This is a genomic window from Nocardia sp. CA-290969, assembly GCF_050936135.1.
Lineage (GTDB): Bacteria > Actinomycetota > Actinomycetes > Mycobacteriales > Mycobacteriaceae > Nocardia.
On the sequence record NZ_JBNJNJ010000001.1, the window covers coordinates 7871819 to 7892764 of the forward strand.

The window sequence follows — 20946 nt, forward strand, 5'->3', positions numbered from 1 at the left end:
ATGAGCAGCATCTTCCGAGGGTGGCTGGAACTGGGCGAACTCGAGCTGGCCAACAGCAGCCGCGTGGTCGCCTTGGCCGGGCCGCCCGCCGCACCGACCCAGGACGCGGTCGCCTTCGCCGGCGCATCGTGTGTGCCGTGCCGGAATCTGTCGGTCGGTTACGACGATTCCTGGCCCGGGCTGGCCGACTACCTCAGCGACCCGGACTACACCGACATCACCACCGCCCCCTGGTACGACCCGGCGAACCCGGCGTCCGGTGAGTTCTACGGGGTGTGGGTCATGTCGGCGGACGGGTTCGGTGCGGTGCCGGTGGCCCGCGATATCGCCGACGCTGTGTGCGCCGGCGGTGTGGCCGGCCGCCACCGGGACACCTACCGCACGCTGAGCTTCTCGGCGCTGGTGTGGGCGTGCACCCACCGCGGCGCCAGCTTCGGGTTGCGATGGTTGAACTGCCAGCTCCGCGCCGCGCGTAACCCGCAGGTCCTGCGGTACCTCGTCGCCCACCCGGAGGACGGCACCGCGGCCGGCCTCGAGCGCTCCCTGCGCCGCGTCGTACTCACCAGCAGCGCGGTCGAACGCGAGGTCGCCGGCCGACCCACCAAGAGCAATCAGCAGGCGAGTCTGATGCGCGTGGAGTGGGAAATGGCCGCGCTGGATCCGTACGAGTGGACGGCATCCACCACGCACGCTGTGGTGTGGAATACCGATGAGGTCGCCCAGATCGAATGGGCCCACGCCCCCGACTGCACCGACGCCACCTGCGAGCTGCCGGAGCTGTGGTCGACGGTGTGCCCACCGCAGAGGATCGATCTCAGCCCCGCGCCCACCCCCGAGTGCGGCGGCTGTCTGCCGGTGTGCGCGATCGAAACCCGTACTTGGATTCTGGATCTCAGCGATATCGGCGACTGCACCGATATCGCCGTATCGCTGTCGGTCACCGCCGGCGCAACCGACACCACCGTCCAGTTCTGGTGGCGGCCCTGCGGCACCGACAGCGTCTGCGACATCACCGGGGAAATGTCGGTCACCGGTCTACCGGCGGGGTCGACGGTGATCGCCGACTCCCTGACCGGGCGCGGGGTCGCGGTGATCGGCGGGCAGCGGGTGCGGCAGCACGGGATCATCGGCACCCCGTCGGGTGCACCCTGGCGCGGCACGATGCTGGGGCCGGGCTGCTGGGAGCTGGTGGCGCAATCCGCGCCCGGCGCCGACTACACCGTCTCAGTGACCACGACCGGGAGGACCGCATGAGCGACACCACCCAGACACCGACCGTAGGGCTCGGTCTGACCGTGCAGGCCGCGGTCGCCCACACCCGCGCCGAAACCACCACGGGCGACACCGACACCACGGAGGGCGAGGAATAGCGATGGTAGGAGTCAGCGTCCCCAACGTTGCCAACCCCACCCTGGACTGGTTGCGGGGTGTGGCCCCGCCGCCCGTGGCCGGGATCTGGGCGAAGCTGCATATCGGTGACCCCGGCGCCAACGGGACCGCGCAAGCCTCCGCGGTCACCACCCGGGTACAGGTCACTCTCAACGCCGCCAGCGGTGGCTCGATGACCCTGTCATCGGTGTCCGGGTCGTGGTCGATGACCGCCACCGAGAACATCACCCACATCTCCCTGCACGACGACCCGACCGCGGGCAACTTCTTGGCCTCCGGAGTGCTGGACAATCCGCGGCCCGTCGCTTCCGGGGACACGCTCACCTTGATCAAGTGCACGGTCGCCACCACCACCCCCGCAACGTAAGCGCCGGCCGGTCAGGGAGGAGGTAGCGCATGTCGTCCATGGGCATGAACAAGTCCGGCACCGAGGCCATCACCGCGAACCAATGGACGACCTTGACGTCCTTCGTGATCCGCGCCGGATTCCCCGCCACCGTGATCTCCGGCGGAAACACACTGGTGATGGACGCCAACGCCCTGGGGACAATTCGATTCCGCGGCAACTTCACCAGCATCGGTGGGACACAACAGTTCCGGGTCCGGCTCAACGGCACCCAGTTGTTGACCGTGAACACCGCCACCATCGGCACGGTCGATGTCACGGTGAGCGCAGGCGACACCATCGACCTACAGGGCTTCGCGTCCTCGTTCCTGCAGCGCACCGTCGCCGCTGGCGCGACCGAAACGTGGGTCGAGTTCATCCCGAAGATCGAGGCCGGCACGACTGTCGGGGTCGGGTGGGAGGTTGAGGCGGCCGCGGCCGCGGACCGACCCACCGGAACCGATATCGGGATCGGATACAGCATCGACGCCGATGTGCATGTGGCGGCAGACGCCGATGCCGAGGTCACTGTCGGGTGGGGATGGTCGGTCGAGGCCGCGGTCGCGTGGACCCCTGGCGCGGGGATCCCGCTGGCCGGTGGCCCGACCGATATCTCCATCGGTGTCCGCACCGTCGACGGGCGCCCGGTCGGACGGGTCGCATGCGACGAGACCACCGACATCGTGTGGTCCCGTGACCGCAGCCAGGTCACGCGCGCTGAGATCCAAACGTTCGATATCGACGCCGGCGATCTCATTCCGTGGCTGCACTGGATCGACCTCTACGAGGACGGCGAGAAGGTGTGGTCCGGGTCGATCCATGAGGTGAGCACCGAACTGGTGACCGGCGCTACCCGTATCGACGCCCGCGATGTCGGGGGCTTCCAGTGGTACACCCGGGTGCCGACGACCCGGTCCTGGCAGCGGCTCGACCTCGCCCCGATCGCTGCCGATCTGTGGCAGGCGATGCTGGACCTGCACGGTATCGACGCCCGCCCCATCGTGCTGCCGGCTCTGTCGGAGGAGCGCTACGACTACTCCACCACCACCGATTCCAAGATGCTGCACCAGGCGATGGACGAGCTGGTGCAACGCGGCCTGGACTGGACCGTGGTCGCCGGCCGACCGATCCTCGGCACCCCGCCGGATGTCGTGGTCGCCGAACTTGACGAGTGCGATTTCATGGTCGGGCTGCGGCGCGTGCGGTCCGGGAAACGCACAGCCAACGACGTCCGCGTCCAAGGCCAGAACTGGGCGCACACCGAGCGGATCGAGATGGCCGGCCTGCACCTGCAGGCGATGTGGAGCCTGGACAACATGCGCGGCGCGAGCAACGTCACCGCGGCCGCCCGCCAATACCTGCGCGATATCGGCGCCATACGCGACATGCTCGAGGTTCCGTCCGGCGCGAGCCTGCACCCCGAGGCACCCATCAAAACGTCGGACCTGGTGCCCGGCAACGTGTTCGTTGTGCACGCGTCCTCGGCGGGACTGTCCACGCGGATGCGGCTGAAAACCGTTGAGGTCGCGTGGTCCGCCGGCGCTCGTGATGTGCGGGTCACGCTGGATGCGATCGCGCGGCCGATCGAGTTGGGAGGGGCGGCGGGATGACCGGCACCACCGAACGCAAGGATCCGCCGCGGACCGACGCCGAGTGGTCGCGCGACACCGAGCGCCGCCTGGACCTGGCCGAGCACCCGGACTCCGTGCGCTGCGGGGAATGGGTGCTGTGGACCGACCAGGACGGCAACCTGGCCGGCTCCCACCGCGACGGCGGCTCACGCATTCTCGCTACGCGGCCGCCGAGCGGAGTCGATCCGGAAGCGGTCACGGTGCAAGCGTTGCCGTCGATCACCGCGGTACGGACCGGGCTGCAGTCGATCCCTGCGTCCGGCGGCCCGGTCATCTTCGACGGCATCAGCAACCAGATCGGGGACTGGGGCACCGGCGGCGGTCTCGCGCCCGCGGTCGTGGCACCCGAAACCGGGCCCTACGACGTCAGCGCGACCGTCTGGTTCGAACTCGGTGGCGCGTACCTGATGGCGGCCGTGACCGTCGAGGGTGTCACCCGCCTCGGCGGCCGCGTCTACGAGGGTGCCGGCGCAGGCTGGATCCCGGTCACCGTGGTCGGGCAGCTGTACCTCGCCGCCGGCCAGGGCGTGGCGCTCACCGCTGTTGGCGTCGGTGGTGCCCGCAATATCGGTGCGGCTTCCGTTTTCAGCACAGCGGTTCCCACGGCGCTGTCCCTATCGATGACCTCGAGAGGCTGACCATGGCAAACGACGTATGCGTTTCCCGCAATCTGACGATCGTTGGAGGCCAGCTCGGTATCGCGCCCTGGAGCGTGTTCCGGCTCGTCGCCGATGTCACCGGCACCTCCACCGGCGACGGCGCGCTCACCGCGCAGACCCGGCTGCCCGGCAAACTGATGATCGACCAAACGGTTTCCTGGGTGTCGGATTCGCCGCTGCCGTCGCTGATGCTGCTGCGCGTCACCCGCGCATACCGGTCGATCATCACCAGCACACCGAACGCGGTCCAGTTCCGGGAAGCCTGGGAAACAGCGGTCGATGCCACACCACGGACACCGGACCCGTCGCGGTTGGTGAACAGCCAGATGGGGACCAGCTTCGATACCGGCACCGATAACGCGGGCCAGCCGGACTACGGGCGCCTTTATCTGCACCACGACATGAGCAGTTCGGACAACTGGCTGCCCGACCCGCTCCCGGCAGGGGCGACGCTCAATGCGCACTATCGCTGCTACGTGTGGACCCCGCCGCCGTGGTCTCCCAACGCATCCGAGGGGCAGCCGCTGCACGAGGCCCACGCCCGCAGCGTCCGTCTCCAATTGTTCGCGGCGCCCACGCTCGACCCATCGATCCAGTAGGAGCCCCGAGGTGAGCCTGAAAATCTGCACCACCGAATACATGCTGTCCACCCAGCGCGGCACCGACCTCGCCCAAGCATGGCTGCCCTACATCCCCGCCGAACGGTTCGCGACCTCCTCCGCGGACGGCCAAGTCGGGCAGGCACCCGACCCGGTACCGGTAATCGACACGGACCTGATCTGGACCAACACCAGCGGTGCATGGCAGTCCCTGCACCTGATCACCCACCGTGCGCCGCGGAGCATCGTCTCCGGAAACGCGAACACGGTCGTCCTCTCCGATGCGGTGTCCTGGGATATCGGGCTCAGCCCGAACGCGCCGGTACCGCCGGTGACCACCGACGGCATCGCGGGTCGGCTGAAAACCACACCCACCCTGCTCGGCTCCCGGTTCCACTGGTACGCGCGCCTGTTCAACGACTGGGACGACTGGCAAACCATCGACGCCCTCGGCGCGATCGCCGCCGGCGAAACCGTGCAGGTGCGCTACCAATGCGTCGTCACGACACCGGGGGAGTGGCGCACCGGCGGCAACGCCATGCAGGAAGTGAACGCCCGTTGGGTGCGGCTGCAACTGCTGGCCGCCCCGCTGCTGGAGGTGATCTGACCATGACCGAACCCTGCATCGACCCCGATAGCTTCGACACCACCGACGGGGTAATCGGCCCGCACCCGTGGCTGCAATGGCGCCACGTCGAAACCGGCATCGTCGCCGGCAATCTCATCGACCCCCTCACCGACACCGCCGAGATCCTCGTCCACGACCTCACACTCGCCTGGACCAACACCACCCCGATCCCGCAGCACGCCTACGGCATGTGCACCCGCGACGCCAGCCAGGTCATCACCACCGCGAATAAGAGATTCGTCGTCGAACAACGCCGCGGCTGGGCATCCGGTGTCGCCCCGGCCGACCCCGCGACGAACATGGCGACCAGCAGGCACGGTGGCGGCATGGACCGCGGCCTGGACCCGGCGGTGGTGTTCGGTATCTGGGAGCACCGGCAAGGCCGCACCACGACCCCGATCGGCCCCGACGTCACCCTCGCGGCCGGCGAAACCCTCAAGGTCCGGGTCGCGCTGTACATCGTGCGGCTCGCCTGGTCGGCTGACCCGCTACCCGAGTACGTGCCCGAGATCGAGAACCTCATCGACACCGGCGACACCGAGCTCGACATATTCGCCTACCCCGCGCTCACCTGACCGGTGCACGCCTCGTTCGTACCGTGCCGGGGACACCAACGAAAAGGGGAAACACATGTTCGAGCCACCGGAAGGGTCCGCCGATTTCGCCGCCGACGCCGACAAGGCCGAAGCCGCAGACACCCCCAGGCCGCAGGACACCTTGAGCCCGGAGGAGGAGGCCGCCGCCCTCGAGGAGCAGGTTGCCCGGCTGCAGGAGCGCTTGGATGAACGTAAGGCGGCCCTGGCTCGCCGCGACGACCAGCCGCAGGTCATCGACAGCAGCGGCGCGGCCGTCGACCTCACCACCGAGGAAGAGCCGGAGTGGCCGCACCTGGTGATCGAGCTGCACGGCAAACGCGTCGAGGTCAAAGCACCCCCCGCGGCCGCGGTTCGCTACCTGGGCGTGTTCGGGTTCGGTGAGGCCGGTGTCGGCCGCGGCGACTTCCAGGACTTCATGAACCGCCACGTCTCACCGCGCTCGGTGCAGCAGATCAAGGAGTGGACCTACGCCGGGGAGATCGACGAGAACTTCTACGACGATCTGATGAAACGGATCATGACGCTGGGCACGAACCGCCCTACCGGGCCGCGGCGATCCTCGCCGCGGTCACGATAAAGAACTGGCGGCAGCTCCGCGCCCGCCTTGCCCTGGCCGGCATTACTGATCCGCTACGCCAGCTCGGGATGCACCAGCTGCTCGATATCGTCGAGGGCATCCTTGAGGAGGGCAAGGACTCCAAGGAACTCGCGCGTCTGCGCCGCGACCTCTACAAACCGGACCCGACAGAAACCGGGCCGGTCGCGGGCTTCACCCCCGACGAGGAGATGTCCTCGTTCAGGTCGATGCAGGCACAGTTCGCCGCGTTTGGGAAGTGAACAGCAGTGCGCCCCGGCCCCGTTCAGGGGCCGGGGCGCTGGGCGCTCAGCGGCGGTCGAGGGCGACCCGACACCGGCCGATCCGCCACTCCTGGTCCTCGACATCCAGCCCGTTGTCGATCCGGTGGTTGCGCTCCCGATAGGTGGCGGCGAGTTCGGCGCGGATCTGGTCGGTGGTGAGGTGGTCGAGATCGTTCTCGCCGAAGAATTCGATGATCCGGTCGGCGGAGGCTGTGGTGGCGGTGATGGTTCGCATTGGATTCACTTCCTGTCGTGGTGATTTGCCTGTCGATCTGGGTCCGACCCCGGCCCGACGGGTAATACGTTACAACACTAGGGTAGTGAATTGCAACAATGGTTTTGTGTGGTGCCCTCTGCACCGAGGCGACCAGGCCCGTGCATGCCCGGTTCGTACGGTGCCGGGCATGCAGAAACCGTCGATCTCCCGCGATGTCCACTACCAGACCTACGGCACCCCAGGCGGCGAGTTCCTGCCCGCCCCGACCGCCGCGAAGATCACGCACGTACACGAGGACGGATCCACAGTGGACCTGTTCGTCATGTACCGCGACGGCACCAGCAACAAGGCCAAGATCCCGTTCGCTGAGGTGCCGACGCCGGGCCACTGGAACTGGCCGCCCCGCGTCTAACACATCGAGCCCGGGGCGCCGGTGCACGTGCACCCCGGGCTCGTAGCGTGCGCGGCATGGTCTCGTGCTGCGCGCCCTCGGTCACTGGCGGCGGGAACGTGCCCGGTGAGCTACGTGTCTACTTCGTGTGCGGTGACCCTCTCAACCTGTCCTTCCGCAACTGCGATGGGTGGCCGGCCGATCTCGTGGCCACGCTCGAACTCTCGCACCCCTGGGGCTGGTCGCTCTCCGTCGTGGGCAACGTGAACGGTGAGTGGCTGTCGTTCCATGTGCCGGCCGAGCAGGCTCGGATCCCGCGTGATTCCAGCGCCCGGATCCGGTTCGCCATGGAGGGCGTCGAGCCGTACACCTGGCGCGCCGGCTGCGTCTACCACCAGGGCGGCTGCTGATGGCCTGCAGCTGCACCAACTACCTCCCGATCCCCGGACCGCCGGGCCCGCCCGGGCCGCCCGGAGGCGGCGGATACGAGCACATCCAATCGACGCCGGCCGCGACCTGGACCATCGCGCATCCGTTCGCCCGGTATCCGCTGTCGCTGCTCGTGCTCGTCGACGGCCAGATGGTGATCCCCGACGCCGAGTTTCCCGATCTGAACAGCGTCGTCCTGACCTTCGCGGCACCGGTGGCGGGCCGCGCCGAACTCGCCTAGGAGGCATGCCGATATGGCCACGAAGATCATGAACGGGCTGGACCTGCAGGGCCAGCGCATCGTGAGCGTCGGCGACCCCACGCAACCGCAGGACGCGGTCACGCTGTCCTATCTCGAGAACTTCCTGCACGGTCTGCGCTGGAAGGATCCAGCGATAGTTGCCACCACCGGGAACCTGAACCTGGCGGCGCCGGGCGCCTCCATCGATGGCGTCGCGCTCGGCCCCGGGGACCGGGTGCTGGTGAAGAACCAGACCGCGGGCGCGGAGAACGGCATCTACGTGTGGAACGGTGCGGCGGTCGCGATGACCCGCGCCTCCGACGCCGACACCGGCGAGGAGCTCGCGGACGGCACCGCGATATGGGTGGGCCAGGGGTCGACGCAGGAGAACACCCAGTGGGTGCAGACGGCCAACGATCCGATCGTGGTCGGCACCACCGCGCTCGTGTGGACTCAGTTCGGGTCCGGCGGTGGCCCGTCCTACAACGCGGGCAACGGTATCGCGATCACCGGCGAAACCATCAGTGTCGACCTGGACACGAGTTCCGGGTTGTCGCTGTCGGCGTCCGGGCTGCGGGTCGATACCTCGGTGGTGGTGCGCAAGTACGCGGCCAACATCGGCAACGGCTCCTCGACCAGCATCGCTGTCACCCACAACCTGGGTACCCGGGACGTGACCGTGGAGGTGTTCGACAACGCCACCTTCGAGAAGGTGCTCCCCGATATCGAGCACACCGACGCCAACACCGTCACAGCAACATTCGCTGTCGCCCCGGCGACCGGCGCCTACCGGATCGTGGTCCACGGATGACAGTGCGCCTCCTCGGGCCCGAACCGGCCGGCGAGGACGAGGCCGTGCGGCTGCGGGACCTCACCGACGGCTGGCAGATCTACCAAACGTTCACCGTCCACGCGGTCGGCGCCGGCCAGCTGGACCTGGGGTTGTGGATCCCGTACGACTGCACACTCCTCGCACTCCGCTACCGGTGCGCGATCGTCGGTAGCGGCGGCACGGTCGCGGTGGAGCTGCGCCGCAACGGCATCGATCCCGCGGACGCTATCCCAGGGACATCGTTCGCGCCGGCCATCACACCGGCGTGGAACGCGATCAGCATCGACCTCGACGAGGACGACTTGGTGTGGCCGTGGATGACCGCGGCCAACACCGACCCGGGTGCGCAGGTGCGTATGGAGGCCAAGGTGGTGCGCCGGTGATCGTCCAGCCGCCCGCCCTGATGGATCACTGGGACGATTTCGACCGGGCGAACTCGACGGACCTCGGGCCGAACTGGCGCCCGGATTTCGACTCGTGCCAGATTTTCAACCAGCAGGTGCAGATCAGTACCCCGGCTCAGCTCTCCGCCCGGCAAGGCGCCTGGGAAACCTACGTCGCACCGGACAGCCACAACGGCGGCAGACTGATCACCGACAACTGGGAAGTCGCCGCCGAGATCGGCACACCGGCAGGCGGTATCGCAACGGATAACGCCACCGCAATCGGGTGCGGAATGCTCGACAACGGGCCGGCCGCAGGAATGTGCCTCGTGTACGCGATCTTCTTCCAGGGCACCCAGAACGCCACGAACGCGATGGCGATCTACACCTACATCAACGCCTCGATCGTCTCGCCGGGCGGCAGCTGGGGCGTCACACCGGCCACGAGCCGGGCCGCGGTGACCAACCGGGTCGCCGCCGGGGACATCATCCGGTTCCGCCGGCGCATGTACAGCCCGACACAGAGCGTGTTCCAGCTGATCCAGAACGGCATCCTCCGGGTGTCCTGGAACGACTCGGTGGGCATCGTCCCGGCGGGGCAGGCGAATCGGCGGCGCTGGTTCCTGTCGTGCGAGGGCAACGCCGCCGGCGCGTTCTCCGGTCAGTACTACTCGCCGGCGATCGCGAACATCCGCGCCCACGATCGCCCGTACTGACCGTGCACCCTCGGCTCGTACCGTCCGGGCCATGGGCTTCCGCACCGTGTACGGGTACAGCGTCAGCGAGAACGGGTGGCGCATGGTCGACCGCGACATGTGCGTGGTCGGCGGTCCGTCGATCGGGCTACCGAACACCAACACCGCACCACTCCGGGCCGGTGACGCCAGCACGATCCTCGTCGCATGGCTGGCCTGGTACCACCGCAACGTCGAGCCGCTGCGCTCTCCGGTGTGGGGCTGGTCGGCCACCAACGACGTCGCGAACTCGAACCATCTGTCGGGCACGGCGGTGGATATCAACGCCCCGCAGTACCCGTGGGGTTACCGCACGATGCCGCGGGACCGGATCGCCAAAGTGCGCGTCGGCCTGGCGCTGTTCGAGAGCACCGTGTTCTGGGGCGCGGACTGGTCGCGTGCGGACGAGATGCACTACCAGCTCGGATTCCGCGAAGGCGACCCGCGCATCGCCGCTTTCGCTCACCGGCTCAACGCCGGCCATCTCGGCATCTACGGCACACCATCCAAGGAGGACGACGACATGACCCCCGAACAGGACGCGATGCTGCGGCGCGTGCACAAGGAACTGACACAGCCCTACCCGTCGCGGTCCGCACACCGCCAGAGCGACCAACCGGTCGACACGTTGGCCGGCATGCTCCTCAACGCCGACGCCCGCGTGCACGAGGCGTCGATCGAGATCCCGAAGGCGCTGGCCGAACTCCGGGCCAGCATCGACGCGCTGCCGGAGAAGATCGCCGACGCCATCGCACGCAAGGCCGCCGGCTGAACCATGAGCTGCCAGTGGCCAATCGATCCGTCGTGCTGGCCGAAGCTGTGCGAGGACATCGACAAGCAGCGGATGCAGTACGCCGCGGACAGCGCGGTGGCTGTGCTGTGGGCGCTCACCGGCCGCCAGTTCGGGGTGTGCCCGGCGATCGTCCGCCCGTGTCCGACCCGCTGCGACACCGGCCTGTACCCGTACGACCCGTACCTCTATCCGGGGGCGAACCTGCCCGCACCGATGCCGGTGATCCCGATCTGGGAAGACGGCGCCTGGCGCAACATCTCGTGCGGCTGCCGCGGCCGCTGCTCCCGGTCCGGGCCGACCGTGGTGCACCTGCCTGGACCGGTACAGGCCGTGGACGCCGTCGAGATCGCCGGCGAACCACTGGACCCGGGCGAGTACCAGCTCGAGGGCGACTACCTCTACCGGCTGGACGGGCAATGGCCCTCGCAGGACCTGGGTGCTGCGATCGGGAAGCCGGGCACCTGGGCAGTGCGTTACCAGCGCGGCGTGCCGCCGCCGGCGGGAGCGGCCACCCACGTCGGGCAGCTCGCGATGGAGTTCTTCAACGCGTGTTCCGGCGGGAAGTGCCGGCTTCCGCGGCGGGTGCAGACCGTCACCCGGCAGGGCATGAGCATGCAGATGATCGACCCGACAGACCTGTTTGGTGCGGGCCTCACCGGTATCGACACCATCGACCTGTGGATCCGCGCCCACAACCCGGCTCGGTTGGCCACCGGACCGAAGGTGAGGTGAACGGTGGCGGATACGGCGATCGTCGTGGTCGGGCTCATGGCCGAGGCCATGAAACGGGCATTCACCAACGGCCAGACCACACCACCATTCGGCGGCGGCACCGACACCGTACGGTTTTTCGCCGGCGACACGATGCCCCTGGCGGTGTGGAACGGGTACGCCTCCGGCGGCAACTGCGGTGACCCGTTGGCGTGGGTGCGGGTCGTGCGCCGATTCCGCACCACGCAGCTGCCGGAGGAACGGCGCGATCAGAAATCGGAATGCACTGAGACGAAGGCACTCACCGTCGAGGCCGGGATCATGCGCTGCGCTGTGACCGAGCCCGAACCGGACTGGGACGCACTCGAGAAGGAAGCCTTGGCCGCCCTGGACGACAGTGTCCGGATCGATCAGGCGCTGGTGTGGGCGATGGCCGACATCGAGGAGAAGGTGGCACTGTCGACCATGATCGCGGCCGGTGAGCCGTATGGTCCAGAGGGCGGCGTTATCGCCTGGACCCAGTGGGCGCACATCCAACTCCGACAGAAATGAGTGACCTCATGTCTGACTGCACGCGCGTCGCGCGGATCGTCATCGAGCGGCACATCAACGCTCACGGCCAGCACATGACTTCCAGCGCGGTCGACGAGGCCGGCGAACCACTCGATCCGGTCACCTTCGCCGGAATGATGGAACTGGCGAAAAACCATCACCTCGGACTGGGCTGCCGTGGCTAACCAGCGGCCGGTGTACCGGATCGACCGCAACCAGCTGGCCACCCAGCTCACCGGCCCGCAGGGGATCCTGGTCCGCACGGTCGCGATGGTCGACCGGCGCGTCGAGTCCAACGCCAGCAACAAAGCACCGGTCGACACCGGCAACCTGCGCCGGATGATCCGCCAGGACCCGATCACCGTGACCGATCTCAAGGCCAGCGGCGGTGTCACCGCCCACGCCAACTACTCCGCCGCCGTCCACAACGGCTCCGGACCGTACGTGATCCGGCCACGCCGCGCGAAGGCGCTTCGGTTCCAGATCGGTCCGCGGACAGTGTTCGCCGCCAAGGTCAATCACCCCGGCACCCGCGGCCGCCCGTTCCTGGCGAACGCCGCCCGGGAGGAAGCCGCCCGGATCGGCGCCACCTACACCCCGGCGTAGCTCAAAGCCGGACGCAGGACCGCGACCACTGCACCCGGGCACCGGCCTGCCACGCCCGCCGAACCTCGTTCCGCGGCTGCCGGTCCGGGTGCTGCACGAGCGTCGCACCGTCGGCGTGGTCGACCAGCGACGGCACCGCATACGCCACCCGCAACCGCCGGGCCCGCAGCCACCGATCCCAGCGCGAGTCCGCGGCCGCCAGCTCCGGAGCGCGCCCGGTGAACGCGAGCATGTCCCCGATATGGCGGGCACGGAGGCAGATACCGACCGCGTGCAGCATCCGGTCCGCGGTCACCCAGCACGCCCCCTGGGCGTCGGCGCGGTCGAGCGCGGTCCGGATCCGCGACTGCACCCCGGGCGGGCGCCCGGTCCCGAGGTACAGCGACACCACCGGGTGCGGTGCCTCGGCGAGCGCCGCGCGCAGCTGCTCGCCGAACCCGTCCACGGGCAGCGCGTCGTCCTCCAACACGCACACCCACCCCGCGGCCGTGCCGGCGAAGTGCTGCCAGACGGCGCGGTGGTTGGCGACCGGGCCACGGCCGTCGTCGACGGACAGGTGCCCGTCGAGTCGGCCGGCCAAGGCCTGCGCCGCGGTGAGCCGGGCCGGGTGAGCGACTACCCCGAACGCGATGTCAGGCGCCATTGTGCAGCCGCCAGAACGTGTCGAGGTAGGTCGGTTTCAGCGCGTTCCACGACAGTTGCTCCGCGGTCGCGCGGGCGATGCTCTGCGCCTGGCGGAAGAACGCGGGGTCGCTGGCGAATCGGTCGATCGTTGCGGCCAGCGCCTGGTGGTCGACGGTGTGGAGGTCGATATCGGTGCGGGCCCGGAACGAACCGGTCCGGCGTGCCGGCACCAGCCAGTCGGGCTGCAGCAGCAGATTGTTCGGCGAGATATCGGGCATCACCACCGGCAGCCCGGAGGCGAGTGCCTCCTGCGCGGGCAGGCAGAGACCCCCGAACCGGCGCGGCAGCACCAGCACATCGTTCGCGTGGTAAGGCTGCCAGTAGTAGTCAATGTCGTCGTGCTCGAGGTCGACGTGGACATGGTCGGGGAGACGGCGCCCGGCCATCAGCCGCGGCACATACTTCGGGTCCTGGCAGCGGATCGTCACCGAGATCTCCGACCGCACATATTGCAGGGCCTCGATCAGATCTGCGGTGCCGTTGCGGTCGTGGATAGCGGGCCGGCCGACGATGTGCAGGAAGTCGATCGCCCGGCTGCTGTAGTGGGTAGGCGGGCGGACCCGGTCGGCGACGGGCACCGGCAGCAGCATCGTGCGCTGTCCGGGCATCGTCGCGGTGACCTCGTCGTACCGCCACGGGCTGGGTGCGGCGAGCAGGTCCGGGCGCGGAAGGTCGCGGCGGGCGAGGTAGTCGAGGAACTCGAAGTTGTACTGCAGCACCGTCTTGACGCCCGCGGCGCGGGCCACGGTGAAGAGGTCGTAGTTGTATGGGGTCTCCGCCGTGAACACGACGTCCAGGCCGTCGACGAACTCTTCTAAGTGCCGGCGGTCCGGAATTCCCTGAATAATTTTCGCGCCGGGGAACCGCTCCGGGTACAGCCGGCGGGTGGTGCCCGCGGTGAGGTCGACAACCAGCGTTTTCGCGGGGTGCATGTGGCGGGCGAATTCCCAGGTCTGGATGCCCAACCCGGTGTTTTCGGCGCGGCCGATCAGGCCGATCCGCATGTCAGTACCTCCGGCCGTAGATGTAGCCGCCCCGCTCGGGTGAGCCGATGATGTGGGTGTTGAACACCTTGGCGATCTTGGTGACCATCGCCCCGAATTCGTCGTCGGGTGCGGCGTCGAATTCCATGGTCAGATACCGGATCCGCGCCAGGGTCTCCGGAGCGGCGGCGGCGATGAGTTCGCGTTCGCTGCCCTCGATATCGATCTTGAGGACGTCGCAGCCATCGGGGAGGTCGGCGAACACATCGTCGAGGGTGATGGAGGGCACGGTGATCCCGCTGCCGTAGTCGACGATGCGGGAGTTGCCGTGCGCCGGTTCGAGTTGCGCGGTGCCGTGCCAGTCGGTGACCGCGGCCGCGTGGACGACGACCCGTTCGGCCATACCGTTGCCGGCGATGTTCTGCTGCAACAACGCCAGGTTGTCCGGTTCGGGTTCGTAGGCGATCACGGTGGCGCCGAGGGAAGCCGCGTAGATCGAGACGGCGCCGATGTTGGCGCCGATGTCGATCAGGATCCCGGTGTCGCGGAGATCGCCCCGGTGGATCTGGTACACGTTTTCGACCCAGCACTCGCGGATCACGGCTTCGTCGGAGGGGGAGCCGTCGCGGCCGAGGAACCGGTGCGCAGGGTTCGGGGTGAGCACGATCATCGGCCGAGGACCTCCAGGATCGTCGCCCACCGGTCGAGGTAGGTGTGCTCGGTGCGCACCAGCTGGTGGCCGGCCGCCCGGATCTGTTCGCGTTCGTCGTCTCGGTCGAGGTAGTAGTCGATCAGCTCGCGCAGCTGGTCGAACCGCCCGTACTCGTAGAACGCGAGGTGCTTGCGGTCGGTGAACGTGGCATCCATGCCGGGCACCTGCGGGTGGATGAGGAACCCGCCGCGGCCGAGGGTCTCGTACACCCGGTCGGACCAGTAGTCGGGGTATTGGTAGCGCAGGCACAGGGAGTCGCCGACCACGACCCGGGCGTCGGCGTACACCTGGTTGAGTGCTGTGCCGCGTACGACGCCCAGGCCGTCGCCGCCGTAGTGCCGGAACCGGTCCCCGTAGGTGGTGGTCAGCCAGTCCAGCAGCCGCCCCCGGTACGGCCACTCCGGGTGGTAGCGGCGCGATCCGACGAACGCGATATCGAACTGCTCGCCGGGGGTGGCTGGTGCGCACTCGGCGTGGTAGACGCCGGCGGGCAGGTAGTAGCCGCGGATGCGGGTGTTGTCGCTGAGCCATTCGGCCATGAGCCGGTCGGCGGTGAAGAAGTGATCGACCTGCCAGTACGGGTCGCGGCGCATATCGCGCTGCCGCTGCAGCCCGAACCACAAATCGAGGTGGTAGGTGAGGGTGGGGATGCCGCGGCGTTTCAGATCGCGCAGGACGCGGTCGATGCCGGGTGTACGCCAGCCGTGGGTGTGGACCCACACGAACGCGTCCGCCTGCAGGGCGGTGTCGAGGATATCGGCGGCGTGCGTTTCCGACTCCTGGAGGCGGTCGACGGTGTGGCCGAGTGCTTCCAGGCTGAGTGCGTGGTGGGTCTCCGACGTGTAGTCGGTGCGGAAGTTTCCGAGGAACGCTATGCGCATGCCCGGGACGGTAGGAACGCAGGGTGCACGACTACCGCGCCCGACCGTAGCCGGGCGCGGTAGTCGAAGCCCGGGTTAGCTGCCGGGCAGTACCGCGTCGCAGGCCGGCTGTGCCGGTGCGACATCGGCGGCCGGCTCGTTGGACGGGCCGCCGTAGTAGTAGTTCGGAGCGGTGAAGATCGACTGCACCGCGAGGGTGCAGCAGCCGTCGGTGGGATCCGGCGGCGCGATCGGGGTGGTTTCGAAGTGGATATCGGAGACCCCGTCCACCAAGCTCCCGACCGGGGCGAGCAGCCGGCCCGGGGTGAGCTGGGCGTCGATCGGCACCACGTTGTACGGGCCGCGGCCCCACCCCGTGATGTCCATGGTGATCCCGGACATGGTGAAGGTCGACACCTGGCGGCCGATCTCGAGGCCACCGCTCAGCTGCCATTCCTTGACGCCGAAAACGAAGTAGCCGAACTCCTCGCCGGTGACCGCGTCGGACTGGCCGAACACGTCATCGTTGGCCGGCAGAGCGCAGGTGTTTTCGGAACTGGTACCGGACCAGAGTTCCATTACGACACCGGAGTCGGTGACGACCTTGCGGGACGTTTCGAAGCCGACCGGGTTGCCGGCGTAGTCGACGACCGGCGCCCACCCACCGAGCATGGTCCACAGGCAGGTGTCGACACCGCAGAACTCGACCGACACTTCGAACCATTTGATCTCGGGGGCGGTGCGGTCCTGGCCGCAGATCTCGCCGTCGGCGTTCTGCTGCTCCAGTTCCTCCGCGTCCTTCAACACCGGGGTGAGCGACACGGTCACATACCCCTTGGTGACGGCGTAGTTGCCCTCACCCTCCAGTGGCATACCGCATCGGTTCGCCTTGGTCGCCCGGATGCTCTTGCCCCGGACGATCGAAACCCTCTTTCCAGCCATGCTGTTGTTGCCTCCTGCTACTCGTGCGCACGAGCGCCGGCAGGCCGTTTCCCTGGCTGGGACGCTATGAACTGGGGGTGCACGGGAGCTGCCGGCCGGCCGCGGCAGGGGGGAAACGACCCACCAGCAGGGGTGGACCGCGGCCGACCGGACAGCGCTTATTCGAGCGCCGGCGGTGGCCCGACCGGCTGCCCGAGGTCCTGAAGCCGCTGGGCCACATCGCGATCCCAGTCGGCGTGCAGCTCCGCGCGGGCCCGGCGCCGCTCGTCCTGCTGCAGCGCGTCACGCTGGTGCTCGTCGAGCTTCGCCTCGACCTGGCGCACCCGGTGCTCGGCCTGGGCGATGCGTTCGTCGGCTTGGGCCAGGGCGCGTTCGGTGATCCGCGCCGAGAGGTCCTCCAGCGTGACGAGGAGGTCGGCGCGGTTGCGGCGTCGCAGGAATATGCGATCCATGAGGGTGCCGGCTACGCCGCCGACACCGAGGGTGCCGAGGGCGGTGGCGATCTCAACCAGGGTCATGTCGTCGCGTTCTTCCGTCGTCGCAGTCACGGTGGGTCATTCCTCGCCGGTGAGGCTGGGGGACTCGGGGTCTCCGACACCGCTGGAAAGGATGGAGGTGAGTAGCGCGACCGCGGCCGCGGTGGCGGCGATGGATGCCGCGGTGGCCCAGTCGATATCGGTGATCGCGGAGCCCACCGTGATCGACGCGAGTAGCGCCTGGGCGAACGTCTTGACCACCCGCTCGCCGGTGGCCTTCCAGAACCGTGCGGTCGTCACTGTGCACCTCGCTGGTCCCAGCGCGCGATCAGCTCCGCGCGCTTGTCGTCGGGGTCGAACGGGATCCGGTGTGCGCGCAGATGGGTGCGCCACACCTGCACGCCGGAGCCGGGCCCTGTCCGCGGAGGCTCCGCCGGCAGCGCGGCCGCGGAGAGCAGCTCCTGGCCGTTGCCGTCGTTCTTGATGAGCACCGGCCCGTCGCCGGGCTCGTAGGCGGGCATGTCGATCAGGCCCGCGGCGATCACGATCTCCAGCGGCGCCCGGTACGCCGGGCCGCCCGGGCGCACAATCTTGTCGATACGCCACGCGTCCGGCCGGGCCGCGGCGACCAGCCGATTGATCGCGTCCTGACGCAGCACCGGGTCCGGGACCTCGACCTCGGCTGTCTTGCCCTCGACGAGGACGAACACCCCCGCCGGCATCAGCCCGTCACCTCGACCGCGTAGACGGTGGTCGGGCATTCCCACCCGAACCCGAACATCCGTTCGGCCACGGCCTGGCGCTCGTTGGTGGTCGGCTCGACCGCGACCCGGGGAATGATCGGGCCGCGCCAGACGGTCACCGGGCCCGTGGCGTAAACGGTGTTGCCGAGGGCGGTGTAGCCGCCGCCGAACGCCACCCGGTTGCCGAGCTGGGTGACCAGGGTGCTGCCTTGTGCCGAGGTGAGCCGCCGCTCGGCCGCGGCCGCGGACAGGCCGCGGCGGGCGTGCAGGACACCGCCGAACCCGGTCTCGCCGAGTGCTTCCTCCAGCGCGCCGAAGGCCTCGGTCAAGTCGCCGGCGTCCGGGAGTGGTGTGGCTCGTGCGGCGAGTTCGGTGGCAAACGCCTGTTCGACCCATAGCGGGGCGTGCAACATCAGCAGCTGCGCGGCGCGGGCCTGGTTCTCGCTGGTGTCGGTGGCGTACAGGCTGCACTCGTCGGTCGCCCACACGACGAGCGTGGGGAATGTGTCATCGTCCGGGCGGGCACCGGTTTTCGTCTGCGCCGGCGGAATCTCGGGGTCTGGGCACGGCTCGTGCTGCCAGATGCCCGAGGGCCCGCAGTTGGTCGGGGTCCAGTGCACGCCGCCGAGCAGTCGGGCCGGCGGGTCGAGGTCGATCGGCGGCGCAACCGACCACAGCCCGAACGGCTGCGGTGTTTGGGGAGGCCGGTGTGCTGCACACCGGGCGGCATGAGCGGGGTGGTCATCGAGGTCTCCTCGGGGTGGGTGATGCGCTACCGCCGAGGCCAGCCACGATTGGGCTGGCCCCGGCGGTGCGCGGGATCAGGACCCGCTGGCGCAGAGCACGTCCAGCCGCTGCCCGATAGCACCGTCCGGGCAGACCGGGATGGTGACCACGACGGAATCACCGCAGCGCTTGCCGACGTTGAGGCCGTCCTCGGTGAACATGCGGGTGTAGCGGTTGATCTGCAGCAGTTCCCGCGGGTACATGACGCCGAGGTCGATGATCGGCTTGACCAGCGCGAAGTAGGCGCCGGCTTCCCACAGGGCGATATCGACGGTGGCGGGGAACTGGGTCCAGTTCGGATTCCACTTCTGCCATTCGCCGACGAACTGCAGCTGGATCCGACGCTGGTTCAGCCAGCCGAGGACCTGGGCGTCGGACACGTCGAAGGTGCTGATGCCTTCCTGGTTGGCGATGTCGTTGCGCATCAGCTCGAACACCCAGGTCGGTGCCGCGCCGGCCACGATCGCGTCCCGGGCCAGGTTGCGGGAGGCCCGCACACCCATCGCCGCGATCGCCAGGCTGTTCAGAACGCTGGACGCCGCCGCGATTTGCGAGCCGGCCGGGATCACCAGGTCGCGGGTCGTGGGATCGGTGAGGATCTTGGTCAGCATCCACATCGACCGCTGCCGCTGCTGGGCAGCCAGCAACTTCTGCGTGAAGGTGTCGACGACCTCCGGCCAGACCTGGTCGCTGATGATGTCGGACTCGATGCACAGCGGCAGGTAGCACAGGGACAACTGGGCGAAGTCCTCCGGGCAGGGCACCGTGTGGCAGCGCTTCACCGTGGGCGGGTCGGCGTCGAGCTCGGCGGCGCACAGCACCTGCCAGTCCAGGGTGATGTCGAATTCCTCCGGCCAGGAGATCGAGCACCGTTCGGCGGTGATCTCCGGCAGCACGAACAGGTCGCGTGCCGGTTCGACCGGGCAGAAATCGTAGGACACCTGCGGCGGCGGGCAGCACGCCGCGGTCAGCGAACCGTCCGGCTGGATGGACGCGGCCACCGCGGCGTCGAGGACCTCGTTGAGGGTCTCGTGGTCCTCGACCGCCGGCACGTCACGTACGTACTGGCCGAGGTATTGCGGGGTGTGCCCGGACGGCTCGCTGGCGCCGTTCGGGCGCGCCATCGCCGACCCCGACCCTTTCGCCGCGGCGGCGAGTCCGGCGGTGATCGCGTTGAGCTTCACCATGCCGGGCACGTAACCGGGTGCGTCCGGGCGCATCTGCCACCCGGCGGTGGGGTTCGGTGCCGGGTCGGCCGGGATCTGGGGTGCGCGGCCGCGGTTGGCGCCGGCGAAACTGGTGCGGCGCCGCGGCTTGCTGGCGGCGGTGACCGTTTCGGTGGCGGCTTCCCGGGTGGCCTGCTCGGCTTCGGCGACCACCTGGTCCGCGTCGGCCTGGTCCTCGGTGCCGTCCGTGTCGTCGGCGTCGGTGGTGTCGTCCGCTTCCTCGGTGGTGGCCTCGGCCTGTTCGCGTTGGCGGCGGTCGGCGACCAGCCGGGCGGCTTCGGCGCGGCGGGCGTCGGCGTCGTCGAGGCCGGCGACCGCGGTCTCGAGGGTGTCGAGCGCCTCGGTCACTACGCGCAGCGCTTCGACGTCGGCATCGGACAGGTCGGCGGTGTCGGCTTCCACCGACTCGGCGATCCGGTTGAATTCGGCGGTGGCGGCCTCGTGCAGGGCGGCGAGTTCCTCGCGGCTGGTGGGCAGCGGGTTCGGCAGTTCGAATGGCATCGGAGTTCCTTCGGGGGTGCAGGAATACGACAGGTCGTCGGCTCCTCCGGCCCGCAGCCAGCAAGGTCACCGGGTACAGCTGTGGCGTCCTCCGGCCCGCAGCCAGCAAGGGTCACCAGGTCCAACCAGGGAGTCGCTCCGGCCCGCAGCCAGCAAGGTCGTCCCGCGTGATGTCACGCTATGAATCGGGGGTGCACGGCTACCCCGGCTTCGGTCCGGCGACGGGCCGGATGGTGCCGCCGCCGGCCAAACTCCGCTGCATCCGCGCCTCCACCTGCGAGGTGTAGGTGGCTGTCGAACCGTCCGGTTTGGTCAGCTCGTAATGGATCTGCTTCGGCTTCTTCTGGCCGCCGCACCCGCATCCCATGACTCACGCCTTCCTGTTTCGAACCGCGGCGA

Annotated in this window: 32 protein-coding genes; 20 read left to right on the forward strand and 12 right to left on the reverse strand. The window is 68.8% G+C overall.

The annotated features are described in order from the left end of the window. From ACQEVO_RS36030 to ACQEVO_RS36070, 9 genes are all read left to right on the forward strand, one after another. Positions 1-1254 carry a sugar transferase gene (locus tag ACQEVO_RS36030; RefSeq protein ID WP_432907328.1) on the forward strand — a complete coding sequence of 418 codons (1254 nt, stop codon included), beginning with the start codon at positions 1-3 and terminating at the stop codon, positions 1252-1254. A 118-nt stretch (positions 1255-1372) separates the two neighbouring features. Further along, positions 1373-1756, forward strand: a complete 384-nt coding sequence (locus ACQEVO_RS36035; RefSeq protein WP_432907330.1) for a phage tail fiber protein — start codon at positions 1373-1375, stop codon at positions 1754-1756. Positions 1757-1785: 29 nt separating this feature from the next. Beyond that, on the forward strand, positions 1786-3384 hold the full coding sequence (locus ACQEVO_RS36040; RefSeq protein WP_432907332.1) for a hypothetical protein: 1599 nt from the start codon (positions 1786-1788) through the stop codon (positions 3382-3384). Beyond that, entirely contained in the window at positions 3381-4043 is a 663-nt protein-coding gene (locus tag ACQEVO_RS36045; RefSeq protein WP_432907335.1) for a hypothetical protein, read from the forward strand. Before ACQEVO_RS36040 ends, ACQEVO_RS36045 begins: the two co-directional genes overlap by 4 nt. Before the next feature lie 2 nt (positions 4044-4045). Beyond that, entirely contained in the window at positions 4046-4663 is a 618-nt protein-coding gene (locus ACQEVO_RS36050) for a DUF7172 family protein (RefSeq protein ID WP_432907338.1), read from the forward strand. Between the two features lie 10 nt (positions 4664-4673). Next, positions 4674-5270: a DUF7172 family protein gene (locus tag ACQEVO_RS36055; RefSeq protein WP_432907341.1), complete on the forward strand. Its 597-nt coding sequence runs from the start codon at positions 4674-4676 to the stop codon at positions 5268-5270. A 2-nt stretch (positions 5271-5272) separates the two neighbouring features. Continuing rightward, the gene (locus ACQEVO_RS36060; RefSeq protein WP_432907343.1) at positions 5273-5866 is read left to right on the forward strand and encodes a DUF7172 family protein; all 594 of its coding nucleotides are present in this window, start codon (positions 5273-5275) and stop codon (positions 5864-5866) included. 55 nt (positions 5867-5921) lie between these two features. Continuing rightward, complete coding sequence (locus ACQEVO_RS36065) at positions 5922-6464, forward strand: hypothetical protein (protein WP_432907345.1); 543 nt, start codon at positions 5922-5924, stop codon at positions 6462-6464. Continuing rightward, positions 6347-6724, forward strand: coding sequence for a DUF7240 domain-containing protein (locus tag ACQEVO_RS36070; RefSeq protein WP_432907348.1), 378 nt, complete (start codon positions 6347-6349; stop codon positions 6722-6724). The genes ACQEVO_RS36065 and ACQEVO_RS36070 overlap by 118 nt, the downstream gene beginning before the upstream one ends. A gap of 46 nt (positions 6725-6770) precedes the next feature. Here the strand turns inward: ACQEVO_RS36070 and ACQEVO_RS36075 are convergent, their stop codons facing one another. After that, positions 6771-6980 (reverse strand): hypothetical protein, encoded by a 210-nt coding sequence (locus ACQEVO_RS36075; protein WP_432907351.1) that lies wholly within the window; start codon positions 6978-6980, stop codon positions 6771-6773. 169 nt (positions 6981-7149) lie between these two features. On the opposite strand from ACQEVO_RS36075, the gene ACQEVO_RS36080 reads away from it, so the two are divergent. The 11 genes from ACQEVO_RS36080 to ACQEVO_RS36130 are packed head-to-tail and all read left to right on the forward strand — an operon-like array spanning position 7150 to position 12634. Beyond that, positions 7150-7374 (forward strand): hypothetical protein, encoded by a 225-nt coding sequence (locus tag ACQEVO_RS36080; protein WP_432907353.1) that lies wholly within the window; start codon positions 7150-7152, stop codon positions 7372-7374. A 56-nt stretch (positions 7375-7430) separates the two neighbouring features. Next, positions 7431-7763: a hypothetical protein gene (locus tag ACQEVO_RS36085; protein ID WP_432907355.1), complete on the forward strand. Its 333-nt coding sequence runs from the start codon at positions 7431-7433 to the stop codon at positions 7761-7763. After that, positions 7763-8023, forward strand: a complete 261-nt coding sequence (locus tag ACQEVO_RS36090) for a hypothetical protein (RefSeq protein ID WP_432907358.1) — start codon at positions 7763-7765, stop codon at positions 8021-8023. Before ACQEVO_RS36085 ends, ACQEVO_RS36090 begins: the two co-directional genes overlap by 1 nt. A gap of 13 nt (positions 8024-8036) precedes the next feature. Beyond that, positions 8037-8834 (forward strand): hypothetical protein, encoded by a 798-nt coding sequence (locus ACQEVO_RS36095; RefSeq protein ID WP_432907361.1) that lies wholly within the window; start codon positions 8037-8039, stop codon positions 8832-8834. Then, on the forward strand, positions 8831-9238 hold the full coding sequence (locus ACQEVO_RS36100) for a hypothetical protein (RefSeq protein WP_432907363.1): 408 nt from the start codon (positions 8831-8833) through the stop codon (positions 9236-9238). Before ACQEVO_RS36095 ends, ACQEVO_RS36100 begins: the two co-directional genes overlap by 4 nt. After that, positions 9235-9954, forward strand: a complete 720-nt coding sequence (locus ACQEVO_RS36105) for a hypothetical protein (RefSeq protein WP_432907366.1) — start codon at positions 9235-9237, stop codon at positions 9952-9954. Before ACQEVO_RS36100 ends, ACQEVO_RS36105 begins: the two co-directional genes overlap by 4 nt. Positions 9955-9985: 31 nt before the next feature. Next, positions 9986-10744 carry a M15 family metallopeptidase gene (locus ACQEVO_RS36110; RefSeq protein WP_432907369.1) on the forward strand — a complete coding sequence of 253 codons (759 nt, stop codon included), beginning with the start codon at positions 9986-9988 and terminating at the stop codon, positions 10742-10744. Between the two features lie 3 nt (positions 10745-10747). Next, complete coding sequence (locus tag ACQEVO_RS36115; protein ID WP_432907372.1) at positions 10748-11497, forward strand: hypothetical protein; 750 nt, start codon at positions 10748-10750, stop codon at positions 11495-11497. Positions 11498-11500: 3 nt separating this feature from the next. Further along, the gene (locus ACQEVO_RS36120; RefSeq protein ID WP_432907374.1) at positions 11501-12028 is read left to right on the forward strand and encodes a hypothetical protein; all 528 of its coding nucleotides are present in this window, start codon (positions 11501-11503) and stop codon (positions 12026-12028) included. An 8-nt stretch (positions 12029-12036) separates the two neighbouring features. Further along, positions 12037-12213: a hypothetical protein gene (locus ACQEVO_RS36125; protein WP_432907376.1), complete on the forward strand. Its 177-nt coding sequence runs from the start codon at positions 12037-12039 to the stop codon at positions 12211-12213. Continuing rightward, complete coding sequence (locus ACQEVO_RS36130) at positions 12206-12634, forward strand: hypothetical protein (protein WP_432907379.1); 429 nt, start codon at positions 12206-12208, stop codon at positions 12632-12634. Before ACQEVO_RS36125 ends, ACQEVO_RS36130 begins: the two co-directional genes overlap by 8 nt. A 1-nt stretch (position 12635) precedes the next feature. On the opposite strand, the gene ACQEVO_RS36135 is transcribed toward ACQEVO_RS36130, so the two are convergent. The 11 genes from ACQEVO_RS36135 to ACQEVO_RS36185 all read right to left on the reverse strand — a co-directional run bounded on the left by ACQEVO_RS36135 (position 12636) and on the right by ACQEVO_RS36185 (position 20914). After that, positions 12636-13277: a hypothetical protein gene (locus tag ACQEVO_RS36135; RefSeq protein ID WP_432907382.1), complete on the reverse strand. Its 642-nt coding sequence runs from the start codon at positions 13275-13277 to the stop codon at positions 12636-12638. After that, positions 13267-14322, reverse strand: a complete 1056-nt coding sequence (locus tag ACQEVO_RS36140; protein WP_432907385.1) for a glycosyltransferase — start codon at positions 14320-14322, stop codon at positions 13267-13269. Before ACQEVO_RS36140 ends, ACQEVO_RS36135 begins: the two co-directional genes overlap by 11 nt. 1 nt (position 14323) lies before the next feature. Continuing rightward, the gene (locus ACQEVO_RS36145; protein WP_432907388.1) at positions 14324-14971 is read right to left on the reverse strand and encodes an FkbM family methyltransferase; all 648 of its coding nucleotides are present in this window, start codon (positions 14969-14971) and stop codon (positions 14324-14326) included. Further along, entirely contained in the window at positions 14968-15894 is a 927-nt protein-coding gene (locus tag ACQEVO_RS36150) for a glycosyltransferase family protein (RefSeq protein WP_432907391.1), read from the reverse strand. Before ACQEVO_RS36150 ends, ACQEVO_RS36145 begins: the two co-directional genes overlap by 4 nt. A gap of 75 nt (positions 15895-15969) precedes the next feature. After that, positions 15970-16815, reverse strand: coding sequence for a hypothetical protein (locus ACQEVO_RS36155; protein ID WP_432907394.1), 846 nt, complete (start codon positions 16813-16815; stop codon positions 15970-15972). A 158-nt stretch (positions 16816-16973) separates the two neighbouring features. Then, positions 16974-17363 carry a hypothetical protein gene (locus ACQEVO_RS36160; protein WP_432907397.1) on the reverse strand — a complete coding sequence of 130 codons (390 nt, stop codon included), beginning with the start codon at positions 17361-17363 and terminating at the stop codon, positions 16974-16976. A 6-nt stretch (positions 17364-17369) separates the two neighbouring features. Then, positions 17370-17591 (reverse strand): holin, encoded by a 222-nt coding sequence (locus ACQEVO_RS36165; RefSeq protein ID WP_432907399.1) that lies wholly within the window; start codon positions 17589-17591, stop codon positions 17370-17372. Continuing rightward, the gene (locus ACQEVO_RS36170) at positions 17588-18013 is read right to left on the reverse strand and encodes a hypothetical protein (RefSeq protein ID WP_432907402.1); all 426 of its coding nucleotides are present in this window, start codon (positions 18011-18013) and stop codon (positions 17588-17590) included. Before ACQEVO_RS36170 ends, ACQEVO_RS36165 begins: the two co-directional genes overlap by 4 nt. After that, positions 18013-18654, reverse strand: a complete 642-nt coding sequence (locus ACQEVO_RS36175; RefSeq protein ID WP_432907405.1) for a hypothetical protein — start codon at positions 18652-18654, stop codon at positions 18013-18015. Before ACQEVO_RS36175 ends, ACQEVO_RS36170 begins: the two co-directional genes overlap by 1 nt. Positions 18655-18855: 201 nt before the next feature. Further along, positions 18856-20547: a major capsid protein gene (locus ACQEVO_RS36180; RefSeq protein ID WP_432907407.1), complete on the reverse strand. Its 1692-nt coding sequence runs from the start codon at positions 20545-20547 to the stop codon at positions 18856-18858. 199 nt (positions 20548-20746) lie between these two features. Continuing rightward, positions 20747-20914, reverse strand: coding sequence for a DUF7196 family protein (locus ACQEVO_RS36185; RefSeq protein ID WP_432907410.1), 168 nt, complete (start codon positions 20912-20914; stop codon positions 20747-20749). Positions 20915-20946 lie beyond the last annotated feature (32 nt).

Bases quoted from the DNA above. Each gene is read 5' to 3' on its own strand.
- ACQEVO_RS36095 (WP_432907361.1), top strand. From the start codon at position 8,037: ATGGCCACGAAGATCATGAACGGGCTGGACCTGCAGGGCCAGCGCATC.
- ACQEVO_RS36185 (WP_432907410.1), bottom strand. From the start codon at position 20,914: ATGGGATGCGGGTGCGGCGGCCAGAAGAAGCCGAAGCAGATCCATTAC.
- ACQEVO_RS36060 (WP_432907343.1), top strand. From the start codon at position 5,273: ATGACCGAACCCTGCATCGACCCCGATAGCTTCGACACCACCGACGGG.
- ACQEVO_RS36125 (WP_432907376.1), top strand. From the start codon at position 12,037: ATGTCTGACTGCACGCGCGTCGCGCGGATCGTCATCGAGCGGCACATC.
- ACQEVO_RS36085 (WP_432907355.1), top strand. From the start codon at position 7,431: ATGGTCTCGTGCTGCGCGCCCTCGGTCACTGGCGGCGGGAACGTGCCC.
- ACQEVO_RS36150 (WP_432907391.1), bottom strand. From the start codon at position 15,894: ATGCGCATAGCGTTCCTCGGAAACTTCCGCACCGACTACACGTCGGAG.
- ACQEVO_RS36050 (WP_432907338.1), top strand. From the start codon at position 4,046: ATGGCAAACGACGTATGCGTTTCCCGCAATCTGACGATCGTTGGAGGC.
- ACQEVO_RS36110 (WP_432907369.1), top strand. From the start codon at position 9,986: ATGGGCTTCCGCACCGTGTACGGGTACAGCGTCAGCGAGAACGGGTGG.
- ACQEVO_RS36170 (WP_432907402.1), bottom strand. From the start codon at position 18,013: ATGCCGGCGGGGGTGTTCGTCCTCGTCGAGGGCAAGACAGCCGAGGTC.
- ACQEVO_RS36135 (WP_432907382.1), bottom strand. From the start codon at position 13,277: ATGGCGCCTGACATCGCGTTCGGGGTAGTCGCTCACCCGGCCCGGCTC.
- ACQEVO_RS36100 (WP_432907363.1), top strand. From the start codon at position 8,831: ATGACAGTGCGCCTCCTCGGGCCCGAACCGGCCGGCGAGGACGAGGCC.
- ACQEVO_RS36090 (WP_432907358.1), top strand. From the start codon at position 7,763: ATGGCCTGCAGCTGCACCAACTACCTCCCGATCCCCGGACCGCCGGGC.
- ACQEVO_RS36155 (WP_432907394.1), bottom strand. From the start codon at position 16,815: ATGGCTGGAAAGAGGGTTTCGATCGTCCGGGGCAAGAGCATCCGGGCG.
- ACQEVO_RS36145 (WP_432907388.1), bottom strand. From the start codon at position 14,971: ATGATCGTGCTCACCCCGAACCCTGCGCACCGGTTCCTCGGCCGCGAC.
- ACQEVO_RS36140 (WP_432907385.1), bottom strand. From the start codon at position 14,322: ATGCGGATCGGCCTGATCGGCCGCGCCGAAAACACCGGGTTGGGCATC.
- ACQEVO_RS36065 (WP_432907345.1), top strand. From the start codon at position 5,922: ATGTTCGAGCCACCGGAAGGGTCCGCCGATTTCGCCGCCGACGCCGAC.
- ACQEVO_RS36045 (WP_432907335.1), top strand. From the start codon at position 3,381: ATGACCGGCACCACCGAACGCAAGGATCCGCCGCGGACCGACGCCGAG.
- ACQEVO_RS36115 (WP_432907372.1), top strand. From the start codon at position 10,748: ATGAGCTGCCAGTGGCCAATCGATCCGTCGTGCTGGCCGAAGCTGTGC.
- ACQEVO_RS36180 (WP_432907407.1), bottom strand. From the start codon at position 20,547: ATGCCATTCGAACTGCCGAACCCGCTGCCCACCAGCCGCGAGGAACTC.
- ACQEVO_RS36035 (WP_432907330.1), top strand. From the start codon at position 1,373: ATGGTAGGAGTCAGCGTCCCCAACGTTGCCAACCCCACCCTGGACTGG.
- ACQEVO_RS36030 (WP_432907328.1), top strand. From the start codon at position 1: ATGAGCAGCATCTTCCGAGGGTGGCTGGAACTGGGCGAACTCGAGCTG.
- ACQEVO_RS36080 (WP_432907353.1), top strand. From the start codon at position 7,150: ATGCAGAAACCGTCGATCTCCCGCGATGTCCACTACCAGACCTACGGC.
- ACQEVO_RS36040 (WP_432907332.1), top strand. From the start codon at position 1,786: ATGTCGTCCATGGGCATGAACAAGTCCGGCACCGAGGCCATCACCGCG.
- ACQEVO_RS36075 (WP_432907351.1), bottom strand. From the start codon at position 6,980: ATGCGAACCATCACCGCCACCACAGCCTCCGCCGACCGGATCATCGAA.